The organism is Treponema phagedenis (assembly GCF_008153345.1).
Taxonomy (GTDB): domain Bacteria; phylum Spirochaetota; class Spirochaetia; order Treponematales; family Treponemataceae; genus Treponema; species Treponema phagedenis.
On record NZ_CP042818.1, the window covers coordinates 2,573,665 to 2,595,872 of the forward strand.

The window sequence follows — 22,208 nt, forward strand, 5'->3', positions numbered from 1 at the left end:
GAAATAAATGTGAACTTAGACTTTCTTGTTAATCGTGGTATAAATTCAGGCGGTACCGCCGTACAAGATGCAATAAATGAAATTGTGCAAAGTGTAGTTACTTCAAAAATTAATGATGTTATGCTTACTACCAGTACGCGGTTTTCTGCTGAATTTGCAGATGAGCTTTCACATGTCGATGCTGTTTTTTCAAACTATGATATTCCTGAATTTATTGAAGCATTACAAACCTCTGCTCGTAATTTATTTGACTTAACCGGAAGCTCTATTTCAAATTTTTTAGCAAGTCAAAAGCAAAATGCAAAAACAAAGCACGGTAGAGATAGAGCAACAACAGCGGCAACAGTTTTCGGTATTACAACAGAGATTCTCGCGCCATGGATGGAATTGATAATTATAGCCTTGCCGACAATTATTGACGCGGTGTTTGGAAAAATGCAGGAAATCAAACAGGAACAGAAAATTCGTTCAAATATCATTGCACAAATTCCTCCAATAAAACGGGAACTATCGAAAAATATTGTTTCGCTATTGAAGGAAAGCAGTTCAAAAATGATTGAATCTATTTCCGAAAAGTACGATGCGGAATTGGCAAAGAAAAAAGAAGAAATTGAGCAAGCACAAAGAGAACTCGAAATAAATACTGAGGTAACAAGTAAAATTAAAATGCTTGAAAATTGTTCCGTGAGAATTGATACTGCACTGGAAAGAATAATTTCATAATGAGCAATCTATTCGTGGGGATAGCGCATGGATAAATCGGATATTGCTGTTTTATACTGCAAATGTAAAGCAGCAATAAAACAATACGCGGAATGAAAAATCCGAAAACATTTAACACGGCATTGAAGCTCATGTTAAAATTAAGTTTCGGTAAAATTAAATATTACAGTAAGGTGCGATAACTATGACGAAAATGAATGATAACGATAATTTGTTGCAGGAAGTTTTAGCAATAAAAGAAAAATTTGATACATTAAAAACTAAACATGCAAGCGATGCTGAATTTTCAAAAAAGATTTCTACGTTGCTTGTGAACAACGGATTAGATGATGAAGAAAAAATAAAAGCCGAATATAAAGAAGCTGCAGAAATAAGTCGTGATTTAAAAATAGGAATTGTAGGAGCAGTAAAAGCCGGAAAATCATCGCTTTTAAATGCATTGTTTTTTGACGGCATTGATATTTTGCCGAAAGCTGCAACTCCAATGACGGCCGCCTTAACGGAACTTACTTATGGCGAAACATGCAAAGTTACCGTTGATTTTTTTACCGACGCGGATATAAAAAAATTAAAGGCCAATTCTGAAGCATACGAACAGAGACTCAAGGAGCTGGAACAAAATAATATAACTGAAGCCATGACAAACTGGTCGAAAATGAAGCAAAGACAAGAACCAGGTACTAGAACTAAACCTGATGCAAAAGAAAAAAAGGCATTGGAAGAAAGAGCTCGGAATAAAGCAAAACAAGAATTAAGCGATCAAATAGAACTTGTAGGTGCACATGAGCAGTATCAAATGATTAAAAACTCAATAAAAAAGATAAAATTGGGGAGTGAAACATTTACCGTTTCAACGGTAACGGATATTGCCGGACGCTTGGAAGACTATGTCGGTTCAAACGGAAAGTACATGCCTTTTACCAGCAAAGTGAGACTACAAATGCCCATTAAAGCGTTAGAAGGTATTTCCATCATTGATACTCCGGGCTTTAATGATCCTATTCCGTCACGAGATGAACGAGCGCGACAGGCATTGCGCGAATGTGATGTGGTTTTAATTTTATCGCCTGCACGGCAATTTATTTCGAAAACTGATATGTCGGTCATGCAAAAGATTCAAAAGAAAAACGGTATACGGGAATTGTATTTGATTGCAAGTCAAATTGATAGTCAACTTTATAATCCTGAATATAAAGAACTAAACGGTGATTTAGATAATGTGATCAATACAATAAAGGAAATTCTTGTACGTACTGCGACAAGAAATTTAGAACAGATAAATTATGATGGAGTTTTTAATACGCTACTTAATGATCCGGATACTCGTTTGTTTCTTTCAAGCGGTATGTGCGAATCAATGTATAGAACATTTGAGAAAAAAGATTCGTGGGATGAAGGCAGAAAACATACTTGGAAAAGCTTAACGAGTGATTATCATGATTACTTTTCAGACGGCGATGTGAATACCAGTAAAGAATGGCTCAAACGCTTGGGCAATATCGAGCCGATTACTGAGTGTATTCAAAAAGTGAAAGAACGCAAAGTAGAAATACTTAATCGTAAACTGACTACATTCGCAAGTACACGAAAAGAAGCAGCCGTTACTATAAAAGATGAACTACTTGACCTGTTGGATAGCAAGGTGCGTGCGATAGGAGAAAAGAATATTTCCGATGTAGAAGCAGAAATTAAAGCGGCAGAAAGAAAATATTCTATATTCAAAAAAGAACTCAGCGATAAATTAAACGACTGTACAGAAGAATGGTACAGAACAGTGAAAAAGGATGCATTGAGTAGTTTAAAATATTCAAAAAAAACCGCAAGCGACGGTATCGCTAAAGCCAAAGATTCAAAAACACAGTATCGCACAAGTGGTTTTTGGTGGTGGAAAAAAGAATATCCATACGATGTAATCGTTGCAAACGAGGGAAAAATCAGAAGTGCAATTGATGACTATATTGCAGAATATAATAATGATGTTTTGGACTTCATGCGAGAAGTCACAGGAGACTTAAGTCAAAAAATTGCAGAGCTAGCCCAAAACACTTGGCAAGAATTTTCAATTTTTACTTATGATGAAAATGATGATCTTGCATTAAAAGAAATTGCAAGCAACGCACGGGCAATCATCGGAGAAATAAAGTTTGATTATAACACGCTTAAATACACCGGGGCTGATTTTTCATCATCACTCAGTTCGTCACATTATCAGGCGGAAAAAATACTCTCACTTGCAGATGAATTCGTGAGTAAATTAAATCGGGAGTTTACATCGCTGATAAGTGATACACTCCGGCGTATAGTCGATGATTGCAAAAGTTGTAACTTTTCTTCAAGGCTTTTGGACAGTTATATTACAAAACTGGAACAACGAAAGCGAGAATTGGAAAAGCCGAAACTTGCACTTGAAACTATTAAACGAATGCGCTCAGATGTGGAGAAATTAAATGTTTAATGTAAAACACGATGATGACCTTGAAACTGAAAAGATAAAATCAAGCAGTAGGCATAAAACAGAATCTGCAGAAGTTTCAAAAGAAATCAGTCTGCAAATTAAAAATTTACAAAAAGAGCTTGATGAAAGAAAATATAAAATGGATTTTGTTGCGAATGTTATCAATGCAAAACCGGAAGTGAATGATGCTTTTCAAAAATACCAAAGGCTTTTGTATAATGACTATATGAAGTATGCGAACCGGAATGACAGTCTCGCTGAAGAAGCGCAATGTCTTCTTGCACTGCAAAAAGTTGAAAATGATTTAAAATTTATACCATATGATGAAGCCTTACTGAATAAAACCATTGTTGCGGTTGTCGGTTCTTTTTCCAGCGGAAAATCATCGTTTATTAACAGTTTTTTTGCTTCAAAAAAAATAGTACTTCCAATCGCAATGGATCAAGCAACGGCAATTTCTTCCTATGTTATGAATGGCTCCGAATTGGATATTACGGGGTTTTCATATAGCGGCGGACGCGTGCAAGTGCCCGAAAATATTTTTAAACTATTTCGTTACGGGAAGATTGAAGCATTTAATTTGAATATAAAGAAAATTATTCATCATATCGTTGTTAAAAACAGCTTTGTGAGCAATTTTAATAATCTCTGTTTTATTGATACACCGGGTTTTGAAGCCGCACATGAAACGGAAAGTGATTATGCGGCAGCCGCAAGTGCAGTCACAAATGCAAATGCAGTACTTTGGTGTTTTAATTGCGATGCGGGAACATTTACGGATGATGAACTTCATGAACTCGCAACAATACAGGAACAAAACCCTGACTTAAAAATTTATATTGTTGCAAATAAAGCAGACTTAAAACCAAGTGATGAATGTGAACAAATTTTAGATACTAGTTACAAACTTTTAATCGATAAAGGAATTAAGTTTGAAGGATTTGGACTTTACAGTGCAAAAAATAAATTTACAGAACAAGATGAGTCGCTCTCGTATCACAAAGGAATTCCGTTACATGAATTTTTGGAATCGTGCAATGTTCCGAATACAAACAAGGTAGAAAAAATAGTAGATAAGATTCAAAAAGTATTTGATGCGTATATAGCTGCTGATAAAAAACGAATTGAACATAATAAAAGTTTTATACGAACATTGGCAATTATTGAAAATAATTTTCGTAAAATTAAAGGTAATATCGAAAATACCCGCGATTATTACAAAGCTCGTTTTGATAAAAAGCGCTATGAAGCTTTTGATAGTCAATACGATGATGAGAAAAATGAAAGTGAGTTAGCCGATATTTCAAGTGAGATAAGTAAACTGAAACAAGAACTCAATGTCATGATTAAAAATGACTTTTCAGATATTGATCAAGCAAGCGACTTATGTGAAAAAATGCAAAAGGTAGTCACAGAAGTTTTTAATGTATCACTTTCGCATATTGCTCGCAGAAGTAATTCTCTTTCGTTAAATTCTGAAAAAATAAGTGAGCCTCATTTTTGTATTAACTGTGGTAATCACTTAAAAGCAAATCAAAAGTTTTGTCAAAAATGCGGTAAGGGGGTTTTATAATGAAATGTCAAAAATGCGGAACTTTGCTGCCGAGTGATGCAAAGTTTTGTGATATGTGCGGTGCAGCACAATTTGAACTACTGCAATGTGAGAATTGCAATGCTGAAGTAAATGAACAATGGCAATTTTGTCCTTTTTGCGGCTATGATTTAAAACATCATAAAAACACAAAAGAGCTCTCTTTGCTTGAAGTACATAAAAGTAAAATAAAAGAAATTGTTTCAAACTATTTACCAAAGATTTATAACGAATGCAATACATTTAAAATTTTTCTTCCTTCCTTACTGTTATTGAAGGGAAAAAGCGGTAAAACAGATAAGGAAAATCGAAAGTATTATCATAGCTTTGGTGAAATTCAAGATAACTCTGAACTCTTTTATGCAATTGAAACATATATTATTTCGAACATAAAGAGACGCAATATTTACGGATTTATTGAGATTTTTAATTTCAACGCAACGAAACCTATAAATTATCGTGATTGTCAGTTTAGCTGTTTCGGATTAGTTTTTACCCATGATGTGCTCTATATAAAAACAGATGTAAATAATAAAACTGTTATTCCGTATCTTGAAATATCCGAAAAATTACACACCGGCATAGCAAGTGAATTCTATCATGCAGACCAACTTGCATATTGCCTTGAAGAAATAAGATCAGTTTTGCGTGATTAATTCACTGGTTAATTTCTGCACGAGTTACCGTGCCTCATTAGCCGGTCAAGTTTTGCTTGGCAAACCGAATTGCAAAACTCGCTTATTTATCTGTGTGCTTATCGCACACTGAATTCAGCTTATTCGTGTGCTGAAGCACACTCACCGCTGAATTTATAGGAACTTTATAATTATCTCTAAAGGAGCTTTACAATGATACCTAACAATCCCCTTACTTCTCCGTCCTCCGGACAACAACAGTACTACAAATGCTTAGACTGTGGACACCGCTTTTCGAAACGCGTCGGAAGTTTTTCTCCGTTCAATGTCGTAACAAAAGCCTTGTTTCCCATCCGTTGTCCGAAGTGCAAAAGCACAAAGTGCATTCCGCTACCTGACGAGTGGAAGACTTAAGGAGAAATCAAACAATAGGTGGGAGGCAGTAGAAATCTCTCACTTATTTAGCTCTAAAAGTAATATACAGTTAATAAGCTCGTACTATAGCCGCTCACAAGCCGGCAATACTGCCAGCCACATGCCGATAATGCTGCTACTCATAAAGCTGTCCAATTTATGTACCTGCAAGGTAAAAAAATTAAAAAAAACTATTTACTTTTTGATTAATTATCCCTACATTATAGTATGTAAATTACTACAAAGGAGTTTTAAAAATGGTAGATTCACATCACATTGTACCCAATCCGGAAGGTGGCTGGGATGTTAAACGAGCAGGAAGCAACAGAGCCTCTATCCATGTAGATACAAAACAAGAAGCGATTGATAAAGGTCGGGAGTTGAGCCGTAAACATGGCACTGAATTATTTATTCATGCTAAAGACGGTAGTATTCAAGAAAGAGACTCTCATGGGAATGATCCTCGTAATGTAAAAGGATAAGATATATAGTGGACTCTGTTTTAACTATTGACAGCAAAAAAAACACAAAAAGCTTTCAACATACTTTCTATCGATGGCGGTGGTATATTGGGGCTTTATTCCGCAAAGATACTTACCCTTATTGAGAAAGAGTTTTTTACAAAAGAAGAAACTTATGCATCAAAATTTGATTTAATCGCAGGAACATCTACCGGCGGCATTATTGCTTTGGGCTTGGCATTAGGTAGAAAAGCCTGTGAAATTGTTTCGTTTTATGAAAAATACGGGAATCAAATATTTAATAAAAAGTGGTATACAAAATTATGTTGGCTAATTACATACAGATACTCGGCTTTGCCATTATGCGAAGCGCTCACAAAATTTTTTGATAATAAAAAGGTCAAAGACTGCCAAACAAAAATCTTGATCCCTGCGATTGATGTATCAAATTGTCAACCGCTTATTTTTAAAACAGATCACAATGGAAGTTTAACACGCGACCTTAATACAAAATTAGTAGATATTGCACTTGCGACCTCGGCTGCTCCTACTTATTTTCCGCTACATCGTTTTGGTAATTATCGGGGACTTGTAGACGGCGGCTTATGGCAAAACAATCCGGCTCTTTTTGCTGTGATCGAAGCTTGTACCTATTTTGTAGGTGCAGATAAGGAATACGAAAGAATAAATGTTTTATCGATAGGAAATCCGTTATCAGCAATTAAAGAAACCGTTTCGGTTGAAGACAGAAAATCCGGCTTAATAAAGTGGATGAATAAAATAGTTTCCGTTCCTATGAAAATATCCTCGTTTGGAACGGATGATATTTTAAGCTTTATTTCCAGAAATAAAGCTCTTTTTGTAGAAAAATATTTAAGAATTGAAAGCAAAAATTTAGCTAATAAAAAAGAATATAAAAAATTATCATTGGATTATGTCAGTCCGAGGGCGTATTCTATGTTATCCGAATTAAGTAATCATGATTTTAATAAGAACAAATCGGATATAATAAAATTTTTTAAGGAGTAAAATTATGACAAATTTACATCAAGCTTTTATTGATTTTGATAGTAAAATTAAACTGACTAAAAAGAAAAAAGAAGAGCTTCTTCATCGACGAGATGTTGTTCGCGATAAAATACGAAAATATTTTAAAGATGAATTAAAATTAAATCAGCCCAAATTTATGTCGCAAGGTTCTTTTACAATTAACACGGCATTAAATCCGATTGGTGATAATGAAGTGGATATTGATGATGGAATCTATTTGCAACATTTATTAGAAAATGAAACTACCTGGCCCACACCGAAAGAAGCTCATAAACTTATTACCGATGCTTTAGAAGCTCATACAAAAGACGGATGTAAAGATAAAACTTCTTGTGTGCGTCTCATTTATGCAGGAGATTTTCATATTGATTTTCCTATTTATGTTATGAAAAAGAACCATGCAAAACTGGCGGATATAGAATTAAATAAATGGATTGCAAGTGATTCAAAAGAGTTTAAAGACTGGTTTTTATAAATACAGAGAAAATGAACAAACTAATCGTGTTATACGATATTTAAAAGCATGGCGCGATTATAGACGATTTGATTTTTCAAGCATTGAATTAACCATTTTAGCCGTAAATAATTTTTGCAAAGATGAGCTGGATGATGTTGCATTACATAACACCTTAAGCAAATGCTTGCTATCACTTAATAAAAACAGTAAAATATTGAAGCCTGTTTCTCCGTATGAAGATTTATGGAAAAATTATTCAAAGGAGGAAAAACAATTACTAATCACAAATTTAAGTGATTTATACGATGATATTACAGCTGCAATAAAAAATGCTTCCAACAACCGAGCTTCCCTTATCTTGCAAGAACAATTTGGTGATAGGTTTCCTAAGTTGGAAGATAAAAAAACCGCTCCCATTAAAGAATTTAATAGAGGAGCAAAACCTTGGGAAATATAGAATCAAGTATTGATTGTATTAGAAGAGAATTCCCGGAAGTTTCGATACAAAGAAAAGGTGCTCAGGTAATTTTTGAAGGGCGTTTTATTTTACGCGGTAAATATAAAGGTTTTGTTATGGAAGCCGCCCCAAGATTAAAAATAATTATGAACAATAATTATCCTGACATTCCACCGGAAGTATTTGATGTTGATAATGCTATTGATTATGATCATAAATTTAAAGACGGTGCACTATGCGTTGCAACGCCAATTGATATTTCGTTAGGTTTGCTAAATTCTAAATCCATATCCGACTATATTAACCTCTTTCTTATTCCATATTTTATTTCTTTTAAATACTGGAAACAATCCGGTAAAAAAAAAGATATTTACGGAGATCGCAGCCATGGTTACGAAGGGTATATTGAAACTTTGACTGATTTTTTTGATCTATCCTATAGTGATAAAAATAAAGTTATTTTACCGCTAGCTTGGGCAGCTAAAATTAAAAAATTTAAAAAACTGTTTTCTAAAGAACAACAACCTCTCCTTATAAAAAAATATATTACCAAAATTGAACGATTAAGAAGAATAGGATTTGATAATTTAAAAAAATATTACAAAGATATTATAAAAACCGTCAATTTTATAGAATAATAATCTATACAAATGCTTAGACTGTGGATACGGCTTTTCGAAACGAGTCGGAAGTTTTTCTCCGTTCAATGTCATAGCAAAAGCCTTGTTTCCCATCCGCTGCCCGAAGTGCAAAAGCACAGAGTGCATTCCGCTACCGGAGGAGTGGAAGACTTAAGGAGAATGATAAAATGAAAAAGAATCTAGCTATTCAGCCCGCTCAGGCGATATCCTTGTCGGAGGAACTTCAAAGGGGCGACATTATTTTTGTGAATAAGGGTTTATACAAGCATTACGGAATTTATATCGGCAATAACACAGTTGTTCACTACTCCGATAAAAGCAGCAATTTTGGGGTGGATATAAAAGTACAAGAAGCGAGTCTTGCCGATTTTGCAGACGGTTTTGAAGTAAAAGTGTGCCGGCTTGACCCGAAAAAGTATACACTGTACTCTGCGGATGAAACGGTTAAAAGAGCATATTTACGACTCGGAGAAAAAAAGTACAACCTCATTTTTAACAACTGCGAGCATTTTGCCGTGTGGTGTAAAACCGGTATTTCCGATTCGGCACAAGTGCATCAAGCCGTGACCGCTGCCGTCGTCATATCGATTGGAGCGATTGTAGCCGGTGTGTTGAAAATGCTTAACCGAGATGAGGAGTAATGGTTGAGAATGAAGAAACCGCTTGCTTTTTGAAGGCTTAAATCAAAAAGCGAACAAAATATTTTTGAGTTCACAAGAGAAGGAACTTGTGAGAGAAGGAGAGAAATTATGAGTGAAATAATCGTAAGAACAAAGAATGATTTTGAACGTGTGAAAAAAGAGCTTCCGGATAAAATAATATTTGAAGGTGAAATGGCAAAAGGAATTAAAAAGGCTCTCAAAGCTAAAAAAATTCGAAAGGGCGTTGCTATTGGTGGTGGTGTTCTCGGTATCGGTGGACTTATTGCAGGAGTGATATTAGCACCGGTAACCGGCGGTTTATCATTAGTTGGTGCTGCACCGGCTAGTCTTGCCGCTGCGATTGCTTTTGGCGGAACAACAATAGTTCTTACAACAGCTGAAGTAGCAATTATTGCTGGAGTAGTTGCTTTCGCTATTGGGATAGCAGCTTCGGTCATAAAAGATGTACTAAAAAACTACGAAGAATGTGAAGTGAAAAATGGAAGAGTAGTACTGAGAAGAAAACAAACAACTGAGAAATAATTATTTCCAAAGGAGTAAAAATATGGAAAGAACTGATTTTGATAAAAATTTTGAAGCCATTTTTGAAAATAAAATGATGTTTTCTATTATAGAAAAAAAAATAAAGTCAAGTGTTTTTTTTATTTTGTCCCATGTACTTGTCAAGACACAATAGAAATCTCCCCTATTCTATCTCTCGCCGTCCCCTTTTGAGTTATAGTATAATGACGGGCTAGCCTCCTTTCCTTGCTTTTGTTTCGTTCCGTAAAATCCAACTCCGCGTTATTAAAGATTAATTTAATTGTGCCATACTGCTTCTCAACGCTTTTATTAAAAAAGCCGTTACTTTAAGTCAGCTGCAAGATAAATAAAATGCTTGCCTCTTGCCTCCGCTCACGTACTTCAATTCTCCCCTGCCGAATCCGCCATGCGTTTAATTTCGCTTTTCCACTCGACAACAAAAAAAACAGGACTAATCGGCCGTGCATTTGAGCCTTGCGACAACACCCATTCAAGAACGCGATAAGTTTGTGCAGACGAAAAAGTAATTTCCGTAATGCCTTCATCATCGTAATCGATTATTTTCTGATCATCAGCCCAAAGATAATCTTTGACATATTGGCGGGCGGGACCGTAAAATTGAATAGTGTATTTTTGCACCGTCGTTTCAATAAACGAGCCGAACTTTCCGCCACCGCATCGGGAAGAAAAGTCAAAATCTTTCGGCAGGCGAAACTTGTTTTTAGTTACGATGAGATTCCGCATTCGCGAAAGACAAAAGAGGCGTTCCGCATTCCGCAACTCACAAAAGCCGAATACAAAACATAAACCTTCGTCAATTAAAATCTGGTACGGGTGCACACGTCGGTGCGTCGTTTCGGTGCGGTGCCTTCCGTTGTAATCAAATTCAATGATCGCACTATTGCGCATTGCCGTATAGACTTTATTCCAAACCTTCTCGCCAATCCGTATCGGCGGGACGGGCGGAACAGTAATCCGCTGCATACATTCGGTATCGTATGCTACATTCTGAGGCAATAGCATATCGAGAACATCACGCACCTCTTTATAAAGCGGCGTGCCTTTGTAGTGAGCCAGTAAAATTTTCACTTGAGAAAGAATACTTGCATCTTTCGGCGAAAGTGCGGTAAACGGCAGCGTATAGTCCCTTGAGTAGCAATAGCCTCTTTTTGTATAGTCATATATAATCGGGGCATAAAACCTATCGCGTAAAAATTCGATGTCGCGGTTTATGGTCGATACACTGCATTCAAGTTTTTTGGCAAGCTGCGTACAATTCGGGTAAGATACCGCACTCAGTTCTTGGTGAATATACACAAGCCGTTCCAACATCAAATGATTTACTTCAAGCCGTTTTGTTTTTGACATAGTTGCGTTAGTATTATGCGTTTATAAAAAAAGTAATTATCCCTACTGCTTTTTTTGCGCTTCATCAATATAAATTATTCTATCGCTTGGTTCAATGCGGACATCACTCTGAGGTGCCAAATATGCATTGTTCCGTGAATCAATATAACCGATAATCACAATATCCGATTCAACTTGATGCTGTTTTAGCGATTTAAATGTTGTAGGCTCGTTGAATCCGAAATAGCTTAGTTTTTCCTCATTTAAAATTCTCCCATCCAAGTTCAAAAAATTATAAAGCATCGAAGAAATAAAGGGGTGCCTGATACAGTTTACAATTAAGTGTGCATCGATTGTATCTTTAAAAACAATTTCATCGCCTTTAATTTTTTCTTGTATAATTTCGGCATTCTTTTCATTAATGATTTCGGCAATGGTGTGTACGGCTGAATTTTCCTGTTCAATATTGTACACGGTTAAAACGGTACGCATATCGACATTTTTAATGGTTTCATTTTTTTTGCTTTCGGAAAAAACGACGGCAAGAGTTGCATCTTTTATATTTACTTTACGCAACATCTCAATATCGGAATAGTCTCCGTTTACATAAATAATACCGCCGATATCAGGATTTTCTTTTTCCGTAATCAACACAATTTTTTTAGAACAATATTTTTTGTTGTTCACTAATTCTTCGATCACTTTTTTTGAGGAGCTGGTATATCCGCATAAAACAATATGATCTTTAATATTTAAATTTCCCGTTTTACCTTTTTTTACATTATCCATAATTTCTCCCATTTTTGATGATATGATTGAAATAAAAAATCCAATAAAAGCGATATTGGCAAAAAGCGTCAATGACGCAAACACCTTTCCGAGAATCGTTGTCGGACGATCATCTGTAAAACCAATCAGTTTTAACATATACACAAAAGACGGAAAAAACGAAGTCGTTCCACCTGCTTTGCTTTCAGCTAAAAATAAACCGATTGAATTTAAGACTACAACGAGTAATGTTGCGATAAATAAAATTAAAAATGAAAAAGACGATTCTCGTAAGCTCCGCACAAATAACGAAATATGGATAAAAAGACTGCGAAGCTTTACTATGCGTACGAGCCGAAGTAATTTAATAAAGCGCAAAAATTGAAACGCACGCAACACACGTAAAAAGCGAATGAGCGGGAAGAGCGCAATTAAATCCAATAACGCAGACAGTGAAAAAATCCATGCCGCTTTATGCTTTACGGCTGAAGCAAATCCCTTTGTTTTTGTATCATAGATAAAATCAGTCGAAATATAAAAACGCATCGCATATTCAATAATGAAAAATATACTTAATGCATAATCAAGCTGAAATATCCATAAAGGTAAATCTTTATTTTGATGAACCAATTCAAAAATAGTTAAGCTTACAGAAAGTAATACAGCCAGAAAAATGATAATATCAGTGAAAATTGTTTTGGAATTATTTTCACTTTCAAGATACCACCATAAAAATCCTTTGATACCTTTTTGGCGTGTCAGTTTACTTCTGTCTATCATACCGCTTGATCCTTGAATGCAGTTTTTGGAACATAATTCTCACGTTTATACACCATTCCGGAGTACAACATCATAATCGGCACAAATACCATGCAGGTAGTAAGCGTAACTGGCATTGCATATTGTTGTATTGCTGCTTTAAACGAAAGATGATACTGATAGTGCCCTATTGCTATCCCGCCTGCCAGTGTAAGTACAAAAATACAAAGCGGTGCCATAACATTGATCTTGAAAACTTTTATTAGACACTGAGACTCATCAATAAATTTATGTTCGATTCGCGTATTCTTTATTGTTCTATCCTTCTCTTCTTCAGTAATTTTATTAGTACGAAATTGTTCTTGGATACATTGCTCATCACATGGCTGAGGAATAGCAGTAAAAAGAATCCTTGCGATAGACATTTCCATTCTACAAAATTTTATACGTATAAGCAATAGCACAAAAAATAAGAGAAGCAAAGAAACTGAAGAACCTACGATATAATTGAGTTGATGATTAGCGAAGTAGCGGAGAAACGGTATTTTATTTTCCGCTGTGCCGAACATTAAAATCATCCGCAGGGAAGCGAATTCCACTGCAAATGAAAAGAAGCAATACCAAAACAAACATGAAGATATTGTTTTATTTTTGTAGTTCCACACCGCTTCAAGTGAAAGAGCTTTCGCCCATAAAAAGCTGCACGCGATAAGAATTTCAATTGCCCGTATCGGCAGCGGCATTGCGATCACGATGAGCGGAAAAGACAAACACGCAATCGCAACAAACACAAGCGGTATTTCAAAAGCGACGGAACATATCTTTTTTAGTTTGTACATAATTTTCCGTTTGATAATACACAGGTTCACTTTTAATCAGGCGTTAAATATCGTCCAAATTTTGAATGCCGACATTGAGTAACATCTCAACAAAGTCATCCCCGTTAATTAACACACAATTATGTTCTATTGCCATTTTGTAGCTTTCTTCAGAAAAGCTGTCAGCCATCGATATAACCCAATACTGATTTACATAGCCGTCAGAATTATTGCCTTTTATTTTTGCGAACTCAGTTATTTGTTGAATTGCCCAGTCGGAAGTTTCACCGTCGTGAAATTTTACCTGAACATTTATCGCAGTTTTAATGTTTTCAAAATATGCAATCACATCGACATCTTCCGAACCTTCCTTCCCCGAAGGATTTTTCGGCGGAATGATAACGCTATTTGCTCTTGCCGCTTCAAAATATTTTTGCACAAGTTTTTCGAACTTTTCAGGCTGCAAACATTTTTTAATAAGAGCTTTCCAACTCTTGATTGATTTATTCATAAGTTCGGATTTTAAATTAATCGGTTTTTTCGCTTTGAAATTTTTAATTGCGTCTTCAATGCTTTCCTTTAAATCAGAAATATCGGCATTGGTTCTTTGTATTTTCATACGTGCCGTTAATTTACTGTCGGCATACTCTGCACGCGGAATATCCAAACAAATGGGTTTTACTTTTCTCACAAACCCTAAATCTAAATATTCTGCTTCACCCTGCAATTTTAATAAACCGGTCTTGCTATCATACTCAATACTTGTACCGTTCCAGTCAGCCTTCGGCAAGGTAAGTGTTTTATCCGAAGCTAACAATGCACAAGATTCGGTTATTTCATAAACCGAAAAACTTTTCCATGAAGGCACGATAACCCAATCCCCTTTATCCATTTCAGCAATAAACCGCCAAAGGTTCTTCCTATTTCTTGATTTGTGACCCCAGTTTTTTTGAAACGCATTATCAAAAAAATCCTCATCGGCATTTGATACTTTGTTTAAAAATGTTTCATTACAAAAGTCTGAAAACCCAATCGACAATAATCCGTTTTCAAGCAACGGATAACTCACCGGTTCCAAATGAGCAATTCTGTGCAACCAATAGTTCATAATTTTATCTCCCATCAAATCTGTTTTTTGTTTATGCTCAGTAATTTGCGGCAGGTTTCCCCGCCGCAAATCTTTTAGTTCCTTCTCATCCAACTTCTGCCGTCATTGGTGGAATAGAACAAGCCCTTTTCTGTCGTTGCAAGGATTTCTTTTCCGTTGTCGGTTAAATCCTGAAACGCACCTTGACTGGAACTGCTGGAATAACGAGTCATTCATGAACGCCCATCATTCGTTGAGTACTCAAGTTTCTTTGAATCCTTGGGGCTGATCCGTATCAGCTCTTTTCCTCTGTTTAGCATCTGTGACATAAGACGCCTCCTAAAAACATATTTGTATTCACTTCCGCCATTGCACACCGCGTCGAATCGGCTTTGTATATAGACCGCGGAAATGGAGATACCAAAATTTTATATACAAGAATACTATACACCATTGAGTCTATCAGGAGATGATAGAGCTTATTATTTTTATTGATTATTTTGAAAAAGTTTTTTGGGATATTGATTAAAAGCAAACAAAAAATAAATATAAGAAAATTGTCCAGATCGGACGGTAGGGATTTGATAAAAAAAATTAAATTTTCATAATCTTGTTGCTTGTTGCTTGTTGCTTGTTGCTTGTTGCTTGTTGCTTGTTGCTTGTTGCTTGTTGCTTGTTGCTTGTTGCTTGTTGCTTGTTGCTGCAAATATTCCAGTCATTGCAATATTGTGCCATTGATCGGGAAAAGTGTCAAGACCATTGCCCGTGCTTGTTCAATGACCAGTGAAAATTTCGCCCCACCGTTTTGCCGTTTCTTCCAAAAGTATCTTTTTTGTTCTCATATCCAATCCCATAGTTTAGCCTCGCAAGGCTTATTATATTTGGGTTAGATTTTTATGTGATGAACCGTTTTTATTTCGGTTAGATTTAACGTGAGGCAATGCGAGGGCTGACAAATAAGAAAAAGCATGGTACAATTTTACCGTAGGATAATTTAATATCCGCAAGTTTATTCATATGAGGAGGATAAGTTTATGAAAAAAAATTTAGCATTACTTTTTGGGGCTTTGATTTGTTTTAGTATATTTTCGTGTGCTGGCGGGATAGTGAATGTACCTTTCGTTATAAGTGTTTACATCGAAAAAGAGGATGGTACTAGATTTACAGAAAATGAAGTTAGTTTACTCAAATTGAATTCAAATGGCCGTATATATACCGATAAGTGTGATGAAAATGGTATGCCGATATACAAAGATGGTGGTTTTCGAATACAATATGAGTTAGGCTATGCTCGTTCTATGCGGAAGATAAAGGAAATAGAAAATTCCTGGAAAAAAAAGATGAATGAGTTTTGGTTTATGATTGATGGTACATCGATTGGTTATGAAGTGTTTACGATGAAACCTTTAGGGGAAAACTATGTCATATCATCAGAACCGAAAGAATCAAAAATAACGTATATCATAAAGCTAAAAAAGAAGTTGTAGTGTAGGTTTGAAGTTACCAAGTCTAACTAAATGTTAGGCTTGGTAATGGTTTTATGTATGAAAAGATAAAATGTAAAAATAGTGGTTATGTAAAAATATTAAATTAGACGCTAAAAATAGGACGTTTTTTGTCCCTAATCTGAGGGACAAAAAACTCCGCGTTATCTCTAAAAACTTTTAAAATTTTTAGTTTTTAGAGATAACCTAATATATTCACCTGAAGTACTTGTTCCACAATGTGCTCTCAGTGTCAAGCTCCAAAAATCCTGGTTTTCGTTCATCCCAGTCGAAAAAAGTGCGTATCGGGATAAGCTGATTGAGGTTTTTTGCCGGTCGTGTCGTCGAGATGCCTTTAACAGAGCATTTTGCAATTTTTTAAAGGCTACCTCAATGCTACTACTATGACAGGAGAACAGAGCATAGGTCATATTTCGCAAATCAATTCCATAAAATACGCTAATGGTATTCTCACAATTAACTTTTAAGACACATATATAAATAACACTTAAAACAATTGAGCTTACAAATAAGCGAAGCGAAGTATAAGTACGCTAATGCATTTTCTTAAAAAGTGATAAGCCTCAAGTCTGTATTTTCAAATACGAAGTACGTATTTTCAATGTGAGCTTCGGTTTGACACAACTAGGCGCACGAATGTGCGACCGAAAACTATGGTTTATTTTTTTGGGTAATAAACTTCAAAAAACTAATTATACTTTTTTTTAATCAACACTTGACTAAAATAAAAAAAATGTATATAATAGTCGGCAAAATATCATAAAAAAAGGACTTGACGAAGATGGAAAAAATTAGTATTATCCCCCCCCCCCCCCCCCCCCCCCGAAAAAGTGAGGTTACAATGATGAGGCGAAAAAAGAAAATTTCGTCCATTCGCGTCCGCATCTTTCTTTTTATTGGGGCTTTGATACTTTTGAGCATTATGTTTCTAGCTACAATCGTAGATCGAACAACCAAAAGAATGATAACTGATGACCTCAAAAGAAGTCTCACTGATGCGACCGCCAATGCTGCAAAGCTTTTTGATTCCCATATGCGTGAATGGTGGGAATATGCTAGTGGGCTTGCACTTTCGGATACATTGCAAGACCCTGATATAAGTTACTTGAAAAAAGCTCAGAGACTTGAAGGTTTCACAAAGGCACAAGGTGAAAATATCAAACATTGGATAGTTGACGCACAAGGTCGTCTGTACCTTGCAAATGGCGATGTAGTTGATGTGTCAAAACAAGATTGGTTTATTGAATCTAAAGGTGGAAGGAACACATATTTTTCCACTCCATTCATTTCCAAAGTCAATAATGAATTGATTTCCGTTATCTGTGTTCCTGTTTTTGATATTAATGGTAATTTTTTTGGAGCGTTTCAGCTAGAAATAGATGGTCGGTTTTTGAGTATGGATAGTTTGCCCGACTTTAACCTTGAAGGAAAAACAAGCGAAATCTTTATTTTAGACAAAAATGGTACGCATATTGCAAATAACGATTTGACTTTTGTAACAAAACGAGTTAACAGAATCGAGGAAGCAAAAAGCGATCCAAGCTTGAAAAGCCTTGCTACCGCTATGAGTAAAGCTATTTCAGAAGAATCGGGTTTGATAAACTTTAAGTACAATGGAATTGACCGAGTTGGTGGATTTGCAAAAATGAAGCAAACAGGTTGGACGGTTGTTATTACGCAAGATGTAAAGGAACTTCAAGCACCTTTGTATAGTTTGCGAATAAAACTATTATTTATTGATATTGCGGTTCTGATTGCTGCTTTTTGTGTAATCTTTTTTATTGCACAGTCAATTACAAAACCGCTTAACCGAACAGTCGACGCTTTGAAGAATATTGCCGAAGGCGAAGGTGATTTGACGGTTCGTTTACCTGTGCAAGGAAATGACGAGCTGACACAAATGGCGGCTTATTTTAATAAGACAATGGAAAAAATCAGAGCTATGACCAAAAAGGTTGGTGTCAATGCCGTTGCGATGCATGAGCTTGGCACAAATCTTTCGAGTAATATGACCGAAACCGCAAGTGCCGTCAACCAAATCAGTAGCAATATCGAAGGCGTAAAGCAACAAGTGATAAATCAGTCTGCGAGCGTTACCGAAACGTCTGCAACGATGGAAGAAATTATCCGTACGATTGAACAGCTAAACGCAAGCATCGAAAGCCAAGCAACGAGCGTAACGCAGTCGTCCGCTTCTATTGAAGAAATGGTCGCGAACATTGCTTCGATTACAGAGTCGCTAAATGAAAACAACCAAGCGATGGGCGATTTGGCGGAGCAGATTATGGCAGGTCGAAACGGAGCCGTTGACGCAAATAATTTTGTAAAACAAATGTCGGAACGTTCTGATGCTTTAGGTGAAGCTGCAAACGTCATTCAAAACATCGCAAGCCAAACCAACTTGCTCGCAATGAATGCTGCGATTGAGGCGGCTCACGCGGGCGACAGTGGAAAGGGTTTTGCGGTCGTTGCGGATGAAATCCGAAAGCTCGCCGAAGAGTCGAACAATCAAGGAAAGCAAATTGGTGCGATGATTAAGGAAACTATTGCGATTATTGTAGAAATGACAAAGGCTGGAAAAGCGACGGAGGAAATTTTTAATCGCGTTTATCAGGTTTCTAGCAAGATTGCAGAGCGTGAAGAAGTTGTGGCAGCCGCAATGCAGGAACAAGATCGCGGTAACAAAGAAGTGTTGCAAACTATAAAAACTATCAGCGAAGTTACGAGCGAGGTAAAAGGTGGTTCGACGGAAATGCTTTCTGGCGGACGCACGATTGCAAAAGAAATGCAAAAACTTGACGAACTCACCAGAATGATAACCGACAGTATGAACGAAATGGCAAGTGGTGTCGTGCAGATAAACAACGCCGTGCAGGAAGTTCAGGAAATGGCACACCAAAACAAAAACGCCATCGACTCGCTCAACAACGAAGTCGGCAAGTTTAAGGTTTAAACAAATTAAGCAAACGAACAAACATCAGTTTGTGAGGCTTGATGAATTCCGCCGTTTCGCAAGTGTAACGAGAAACGGCACTTTAATAATGCGATGTTTTGAAAAACGAACAAGCTCCAAAGTTTTTTAAAACTCGACCGGTTAATGAGGCAAGATATCTACTTGCCGAAATTAACCGTTCTTTTTTTTCGAGGCTTATTGATTATTTTAACTGAAACCTTTTTTACATTGTTGAAAGCACTCGTATGCAACACGGCTTTATTTTTAAGCACATGAATTGCGTATTTTCTGTTGTAGCCGGTCGTTGCAGTGAACTCATCAATAATTTTTGTCTTTTCTTTTTTTGATGCCCAACAATAGCGTTTTGCCGTTTCTTCCAAAAGTATCTTTTTTGTTCTCATATCCAATCCCATAGTTTAGCCTCGCAAGGCTTATTATATTTGGGTTAGATTTTTATGTGATGAACCGTTTTTATTTCGGTTAGATTTAACGTGAGGCAATGCGAACGCTTGACATAAATCGTTTTTTTTTTAGAATATTGCAACTTTATTAGAAATCGCGAGGAGGATTTTTTATGAAAAAGTTTTTTGGAGTTGCTCTGATTGTAGCAACAGTTTTGATGGCTGTATTTACATTGGTTGGATGTGCAACTACACCTAAAGGACCTATTTCCAATGAATATGTCGGTTTTTATTCCGGAAGCATCATACATCCAATTACAAATATGGAAGTGTTCACATGGACAGCTGAAGCAAAACAAAACGGAGAATTTATCTTTACCGTTAATAAAGCTACTGCAACCGGTACTATTGATTCAAATGGTAAATTTTATGTTAAACCAAAAGGTATACTTCAACCAAAGTACAAAGGGACAATCGATAAAAATACTAAGAAAGTCGAAGGTAAAATGATAGGTGGTTTTGGCGTAACAGCAGGAAAAATTCAGGGAAAAAAGATTCGCTAACATTGTTTATCTTTATTATTCTGATGCTTTTTTCTAGTGAAATAGCATCAGAGTGATAAAATTTAAGGAGAAAATCAAATGCGTTTTTATATCTTTTTAAATAAGATACCATAATTTACCCATCCGATAGATTGAATTGTAAACTAACGCTTATAAATTTGCAATAAGACGTTAAGTCTTTATTAGCTTTGGGTAAGTACTCGATAAGAACGTCAAACGACGCTTTAGGCAAAAGTTTCGCATTGAACGAGCATCGGCTAATCTCTGTATATCCCCGGATATTACGAGCGTGAGCGAAGCAATCCACATGTATCCGTCCATACGGAAATGGTTGTTGCGAAATTTTTACTAGCATAAACATGCAAAATATGTATAATAAATCGCATGAGCAAAAAAAAATCGGCACTGAAAAGCGGTTGGAGGCTTTCGTTTGTGAAAGGTCGGCAATATCGTAGCGAGAAAAATACGAAAGGGGCAAATCTTTTAAAATATTTGCAATATCCACACGCAAGTTTTTTGATTCTCGATACGTTTCAGTGTACTGAGAAACATAAGCAGTATTTATAATTATATACATTATTACACCAATAATCGCAAGCGCTATAATGTATACATACGCTGCGTGCCAAGTATTATTTACCAAAACTTGCTGCAAAAAATAAAAGACGAGCATCACCGGCAATACGTTCGCGACATTTTTAAAAAAGGTGCCAATACTCGATTTTATTAAACCTTTTCGTCCACGTTCTGTTAAAGCATGTACTTTTTTCATTCTTTAATCCTCCAATCATTAGCCTTTGCGTAAAGGTCTTGAAAATGGCGGTATTTTGTTTCGCCCGCCATAAGTTCGGCGTGGCTTCCGCGTTCAATAATTTGACCATCTTCTACAACTAAAATCTCATCAACATTTACAATGCTACTCAATCGATGAGCAATCATAATTACCGTTTTGCCTTTCATAAGATTTGAAAAAGCTTTTTGAATTTCGTATTCATTTTCCGGGTCGGCGGCGGCACTTGCTTCATCTAAAATAATTATTTCAGGATTTTTTAACATTACCCGCGCAATCGCAATTCGCTGAATTTCACCACCTGATAAGTGCACGCCCGTAGTTCCGATAATCGTATTTTCTTTTTCGGGAAACTTTTCTAAAATATCATTGCATTGTGCTTTTTCAAAAGCGTCCATTACCTCCGCACGGCTGGCAGAAGGTTTTGCAAGATGCACATTTTCATAAAGGCTCATTTTATTAAAAAGTTTTGCATTTTGAAACACAAAACCGATTTTCGCAGTTAAAGCTTTTTCGGAATAGTGGCTTAAAGGTTTTTCGCCAATTAAAATTTCACCACCGTCAAGTGAATAAAAGCCCGAAATTAATTTTGCAATTGTCGACTTGCCGCCACCCGACGAACCAACAAAAGCGTAAGTTTTTCCGGCATCAAGGGTAAAACTTAAATCTTTTAATACAAAATCTTTTTCGTATTTGAAACTTACATTTTTAAACTCGATATTATAATGAGCAAAATTTTCTTCAGTTCCAAAACTTACCTTTTTTGCCTCCATTTTTGTAAATAAATCTTCAAGTTTATCTACAGCCATTTTTGCCAAACCGTGATTCATGCCTACATACATCAGTTTATACAACGTAATTAAAAGTATTCCTTCAAAACACACAAAGAAAATCACACGCACCTTCTGCAAGCGATGAGGATTTACGGGAAATTTTCTGTTATGAAAAAGAGCGGAGCATTAGTAATGATTATGTCGTTCAGTACGAGAGGCGAAAATTTCAGATTTTACGAGAGACTGGTTTGCCACGCCCGCGAACAAAGGTCATAGTGCGAACGCTCCTAGACGGAACGATAAAAATAATTTGGAACAACAAGGAACTTTCGCTATGTAGAAATCAGTAAAAATAAGAAGGAGAAAGCATCCGACG

Annotated in this window: 21 protein-coding genes and 1 pseudogene; 15 read left to right on the top strand and 7 right to left on the bottom strand. The window is 36.1% G+C overall.

Going from position 1 to position 22,208, the window contains the following annotated elements:
* Positions 1-9 precede the first annotated feature (9 nt).
* The 12 genes from FUT79_RS11295 to FUT79_RS15785 all read left to right on the top strand — a co-directional run bounded on the left by FUT79_RS11295 (position 10) and on the right by FUT79_RS15785 (position 10,222).
* Complete coding sequence (locus FUT79_RS11295) at positions 10-723, top strand: hypothetical protein (protein ID WP_148889683.1); 714 nt, start codon at positions 10-12, stop codon at positions 721-723.
* A gap of 184 nt (positions 724-907) precedes the next feature.
* Positions 908-3,178 (top strand): dynamin family protein, encoded by a 2,271-nt coding sequence (locus FUT79_RS11300; RefSeq protein WP_044634376.1) that lies wholly within the window; start codon positions 908-910, stop codon positions 3,176-3,178.
* Complete coding sequence (locus FUT79_RS11305; RefSeq protein ID WP_044634377.1) at positions 3,171-4,751, top strand: dynamin family protein; 1,581 nt, start codon at positions 3,171-3,173, stop codon at positions 4,749-4,751. Before FUT79_RS11300 ends, FUT79_RS11305 begins: the two co-directional genes overlap by 8 nt.
* The gene (locus FUT79_RS11310) at positions 4,751-5,425 is read left to right on the top strand and encodes a zinc ribbon domain-containing protein (protein WP_044634378.1); all 675 of its coding nucleotides are present in this window, start codon (positions 4,751-4,753) and stop codon (positions 5,423-5,425) included. The genes FUT79_RS11305 and FUT79_RS11310 overlap by 1 nt, the downstream gene beginning before the upstream one ends.
* Positions 5,426-6,075: 650 nt before the next feature.
* Positions 6,076-6,300, top strand: coding sequence for a DUF2188 domain-containing protein (locus tag FUT79_RS11315; protein WP_044634379.1), 225 nt, complete (start codon positions 6,076-6,078; stop codon positions 6,298-6,300).
* 27 nt (positions 6,301-6,327) lie between these two features.
* Positions 6,328-7,308 (top strand): CBASS cGAMP-activated phospholipase, encoded by a 981-nt coding sequence (locus FUT79_RS11320; RefSeq protein WP_052812457.1) that lies wholly within the window; start codon positions 6,328-6,330, stop codon positions 7,306-7,308.
* Between the two features lie 4 nt (positions 7,309-7,312).
* On the top strand, positions 7,313-7,804 hold the full coding sequence (locus FUT79_RS11325; protein WP_044634380.1) for a cyclic GMP-AMP synthase DncV-like nucleotidyltransferase: 492 nt from the start codon (positions 7,313-7,315) through the stop codon (positions 7,802-7,804).
* Positions 7,770-8,243 (top strand): hypothetical protein, encoded by a 474-nt coding sequence (locus FUT79_RS11330; protein ID WP_044634381.1) that lies wholly within the window; start codon positions 7,770-7,772, stop codon positions 8,241-8,243. The genes FUT79_RS11325 and FUT79_RS11330 overlap by 35 nt, the downstream gene beginning before the upstream one ends.
* Positions 8,231-8,881 (top strand): hypothetical protein, encoded by a 651-nt coding sequence (locus FUT79_RS11335; RefSeq protein ID WP_044634382.1) that lies wholly within the window; start codon positions 8,231-8,233, stop codon positions 8,879-8,881. The genes FUT79_RS11330 and FUT79_RS11335 overlap by 13 nt, the downstream gene beginning before the upstream one ends.
* 170 nt (positions 8,882-9,051) lie before the next feature.
* Positions 9,052-9,525 (top strand): lecithin retinol acyltransferase family protein, encoded by a 474-nt coding sequence (locus FUT79_RS11340; RefSeq protein ID WP_148884005.1) that lies wholly within the window; start codon positions 9,052-9,054, stop codon positions 9,523-9,525.
* A gap of 108 nt (positions 9,526-9,633) precedes the next feature.
* Positions 9,634-10,068 (top strand): hypothetical protein, encoded by a 435-nt coding sequence (locus tag FUT79_RS11345; RefSeq protein WP_024753249.1) that lies wholly within the window; start codon positions 9,634-9,636, stop codon positions 10,066-10,068.
* 22 nt (positions 10,069-10,090) lie between these two features.
* Positions 10,091-10,222 carry a hypothetical protein gene (locus FUT79_RS15785; protein ID WP_269410008.1) on the top strand — a complete coding sequence of 44 codons (132 nt, stop codon included), beginning with the start codon at positions 10,091-10,093 and terminating at the stop codon, positions 10,220-10,222.
* 227 nt (positions 10,223-10,449) lie between these two features.
* Here the strand turns inward: FUT79_RS15785 and FUT79_RS11350 are convergent, their stop codons facing one another.
* From FUT79_RS11350 to FUT79_RS15610, 5 genes are all read right to left on the bottom strand, one after another.
* Entirely contained in the window at positions 10,450-11,436 is a 987-nt protein-coding gene (locus FUT79_RS11350; RefSeq protein ID WP_024753248.1) for a helix-turn-helix transcriptional regulator, read from the bottom strand.
* 42 nt (positions 11,437-11,478) lie between these two features.
* On the bottom strand, positions 11,479-12,963 hold the full coding sequence (locus FUT79_RS11355; protein ID WP_148889684.1) for a TrkA-related ion transporter: 1,485 nt from the start codon (positions 12,961-12,963) through the stop codon (positions 11,479-11,481).
* Positions 12,960-13,781, bottom strand: coding sequence for an FHIPEP family type III secretion protein (locus FUT79_RS11360; RefSeq protein WP_024753246.1), 822 nt, complete (start codon positions 13,779-13,781; stop codon positions 12,960-12,962). Before FUT79_RS11360 ends, FUT79_RS11355 begins: the two co-directional genes overlap by 4 nt.
* Before the next feature lie 43 nt (positions 13,782-13,824).
* On the bottom strand, positions 13,825-14,868 hold the full coding sequence (locus tag FUT79_RS11365; RefSeq protein WP_162147463.1) for a restriction endonuclease: 1,044 nt from the start codon (positions 14,866-14,868) through the stop codon (positions 13,825-13,827).
* Positions 14,869-14,942: 74 nt separating this feature from the next.
* On the bottom strand, positions 14,943-15,080 hold the full coding sequence (locus FUT79_RS15610) for a hypothetical protein (protein ID WP_244951089.1): 138 nt from the start codon (positions 15,078-15,080) through the stop codon (positions 14,943-14,945).
* 801 nt (positions 15,081-15,881) lie between these two features.
* Between FUT79_RS15610 and FUT79_RS11375 the strand changes: the two genes are divergently transcribed.
* Positions 15,882-16,334: a hypothetical protein gene (locus FUT79_RS11375; RefSeq protein WP_044634388.1), complete on the top strand. Its 453-nt coding sequence runs from the start codon at positions 15,882-15,884 to the stop codon at positions 16,332-16,334.
* A 799-nt stretch (positions 16,335-17,133) separates the two neighbouring features.
* On the top strand, positions 17,134-19,305 hold the full coding sequence (locus FUT79_RS11380; protein ID WP_148889685.1) for a methyl-accepting chemotaxis protein: 2,172 nt from the start codon (positions 17,134-17,136) through the stop codon (positions 19,303-19,305).
* A gap of 158 nt (positions 19,306-19,463) precedes the next feature.
* Here the strand turns inward: FUT79_RS11380 and FUT79_RS11385 are convergent, their stop codons facing one another.
* Positions 19,464-19,718 (bottom strand): hypothetical protein, encoded by a 255-nt coding sequence (locus FUT79_RS11385; protein WP_044634389.1) that lies wholly within the window; start codon positions 19,716-19,718, stop codon positions 19,464-19,466.
* Between the two features lie 161 nt (positions 19,719-19,879).
* Between FUT79_RS11385 and FUT79_RS11390 the strand changes: the two genes are divergently transcribed.
* Positions 19,880-20,269 carry a pilus assembly PilX N-terminal domain-containing protein gene (locus FUT79_RS11390; RefSeq protein ID WP_044634390.1) on the top strand — a complete coding sequence of 130 codons (390 nt, stop codon included), beginning with the start codon at positions 19,880-19,882 and terminating at the stop codon, positions 20,267-20,269.
* 768 nt (positions 20,270-21,037) lie between these two features.
* Here the strand turns inward: FUT79_RS11390 and FUT79_RS11395 are convergent.
* Positions 21,038-21,958, bottom strand: a pseudogene (locus tag FUT79_RS11395) (ABC transporter ATP-binding protein); the annotation flags it as partial.
* Between the last annotated feature and the right edge of the window lie 250 nt (positions 21,959-22,208).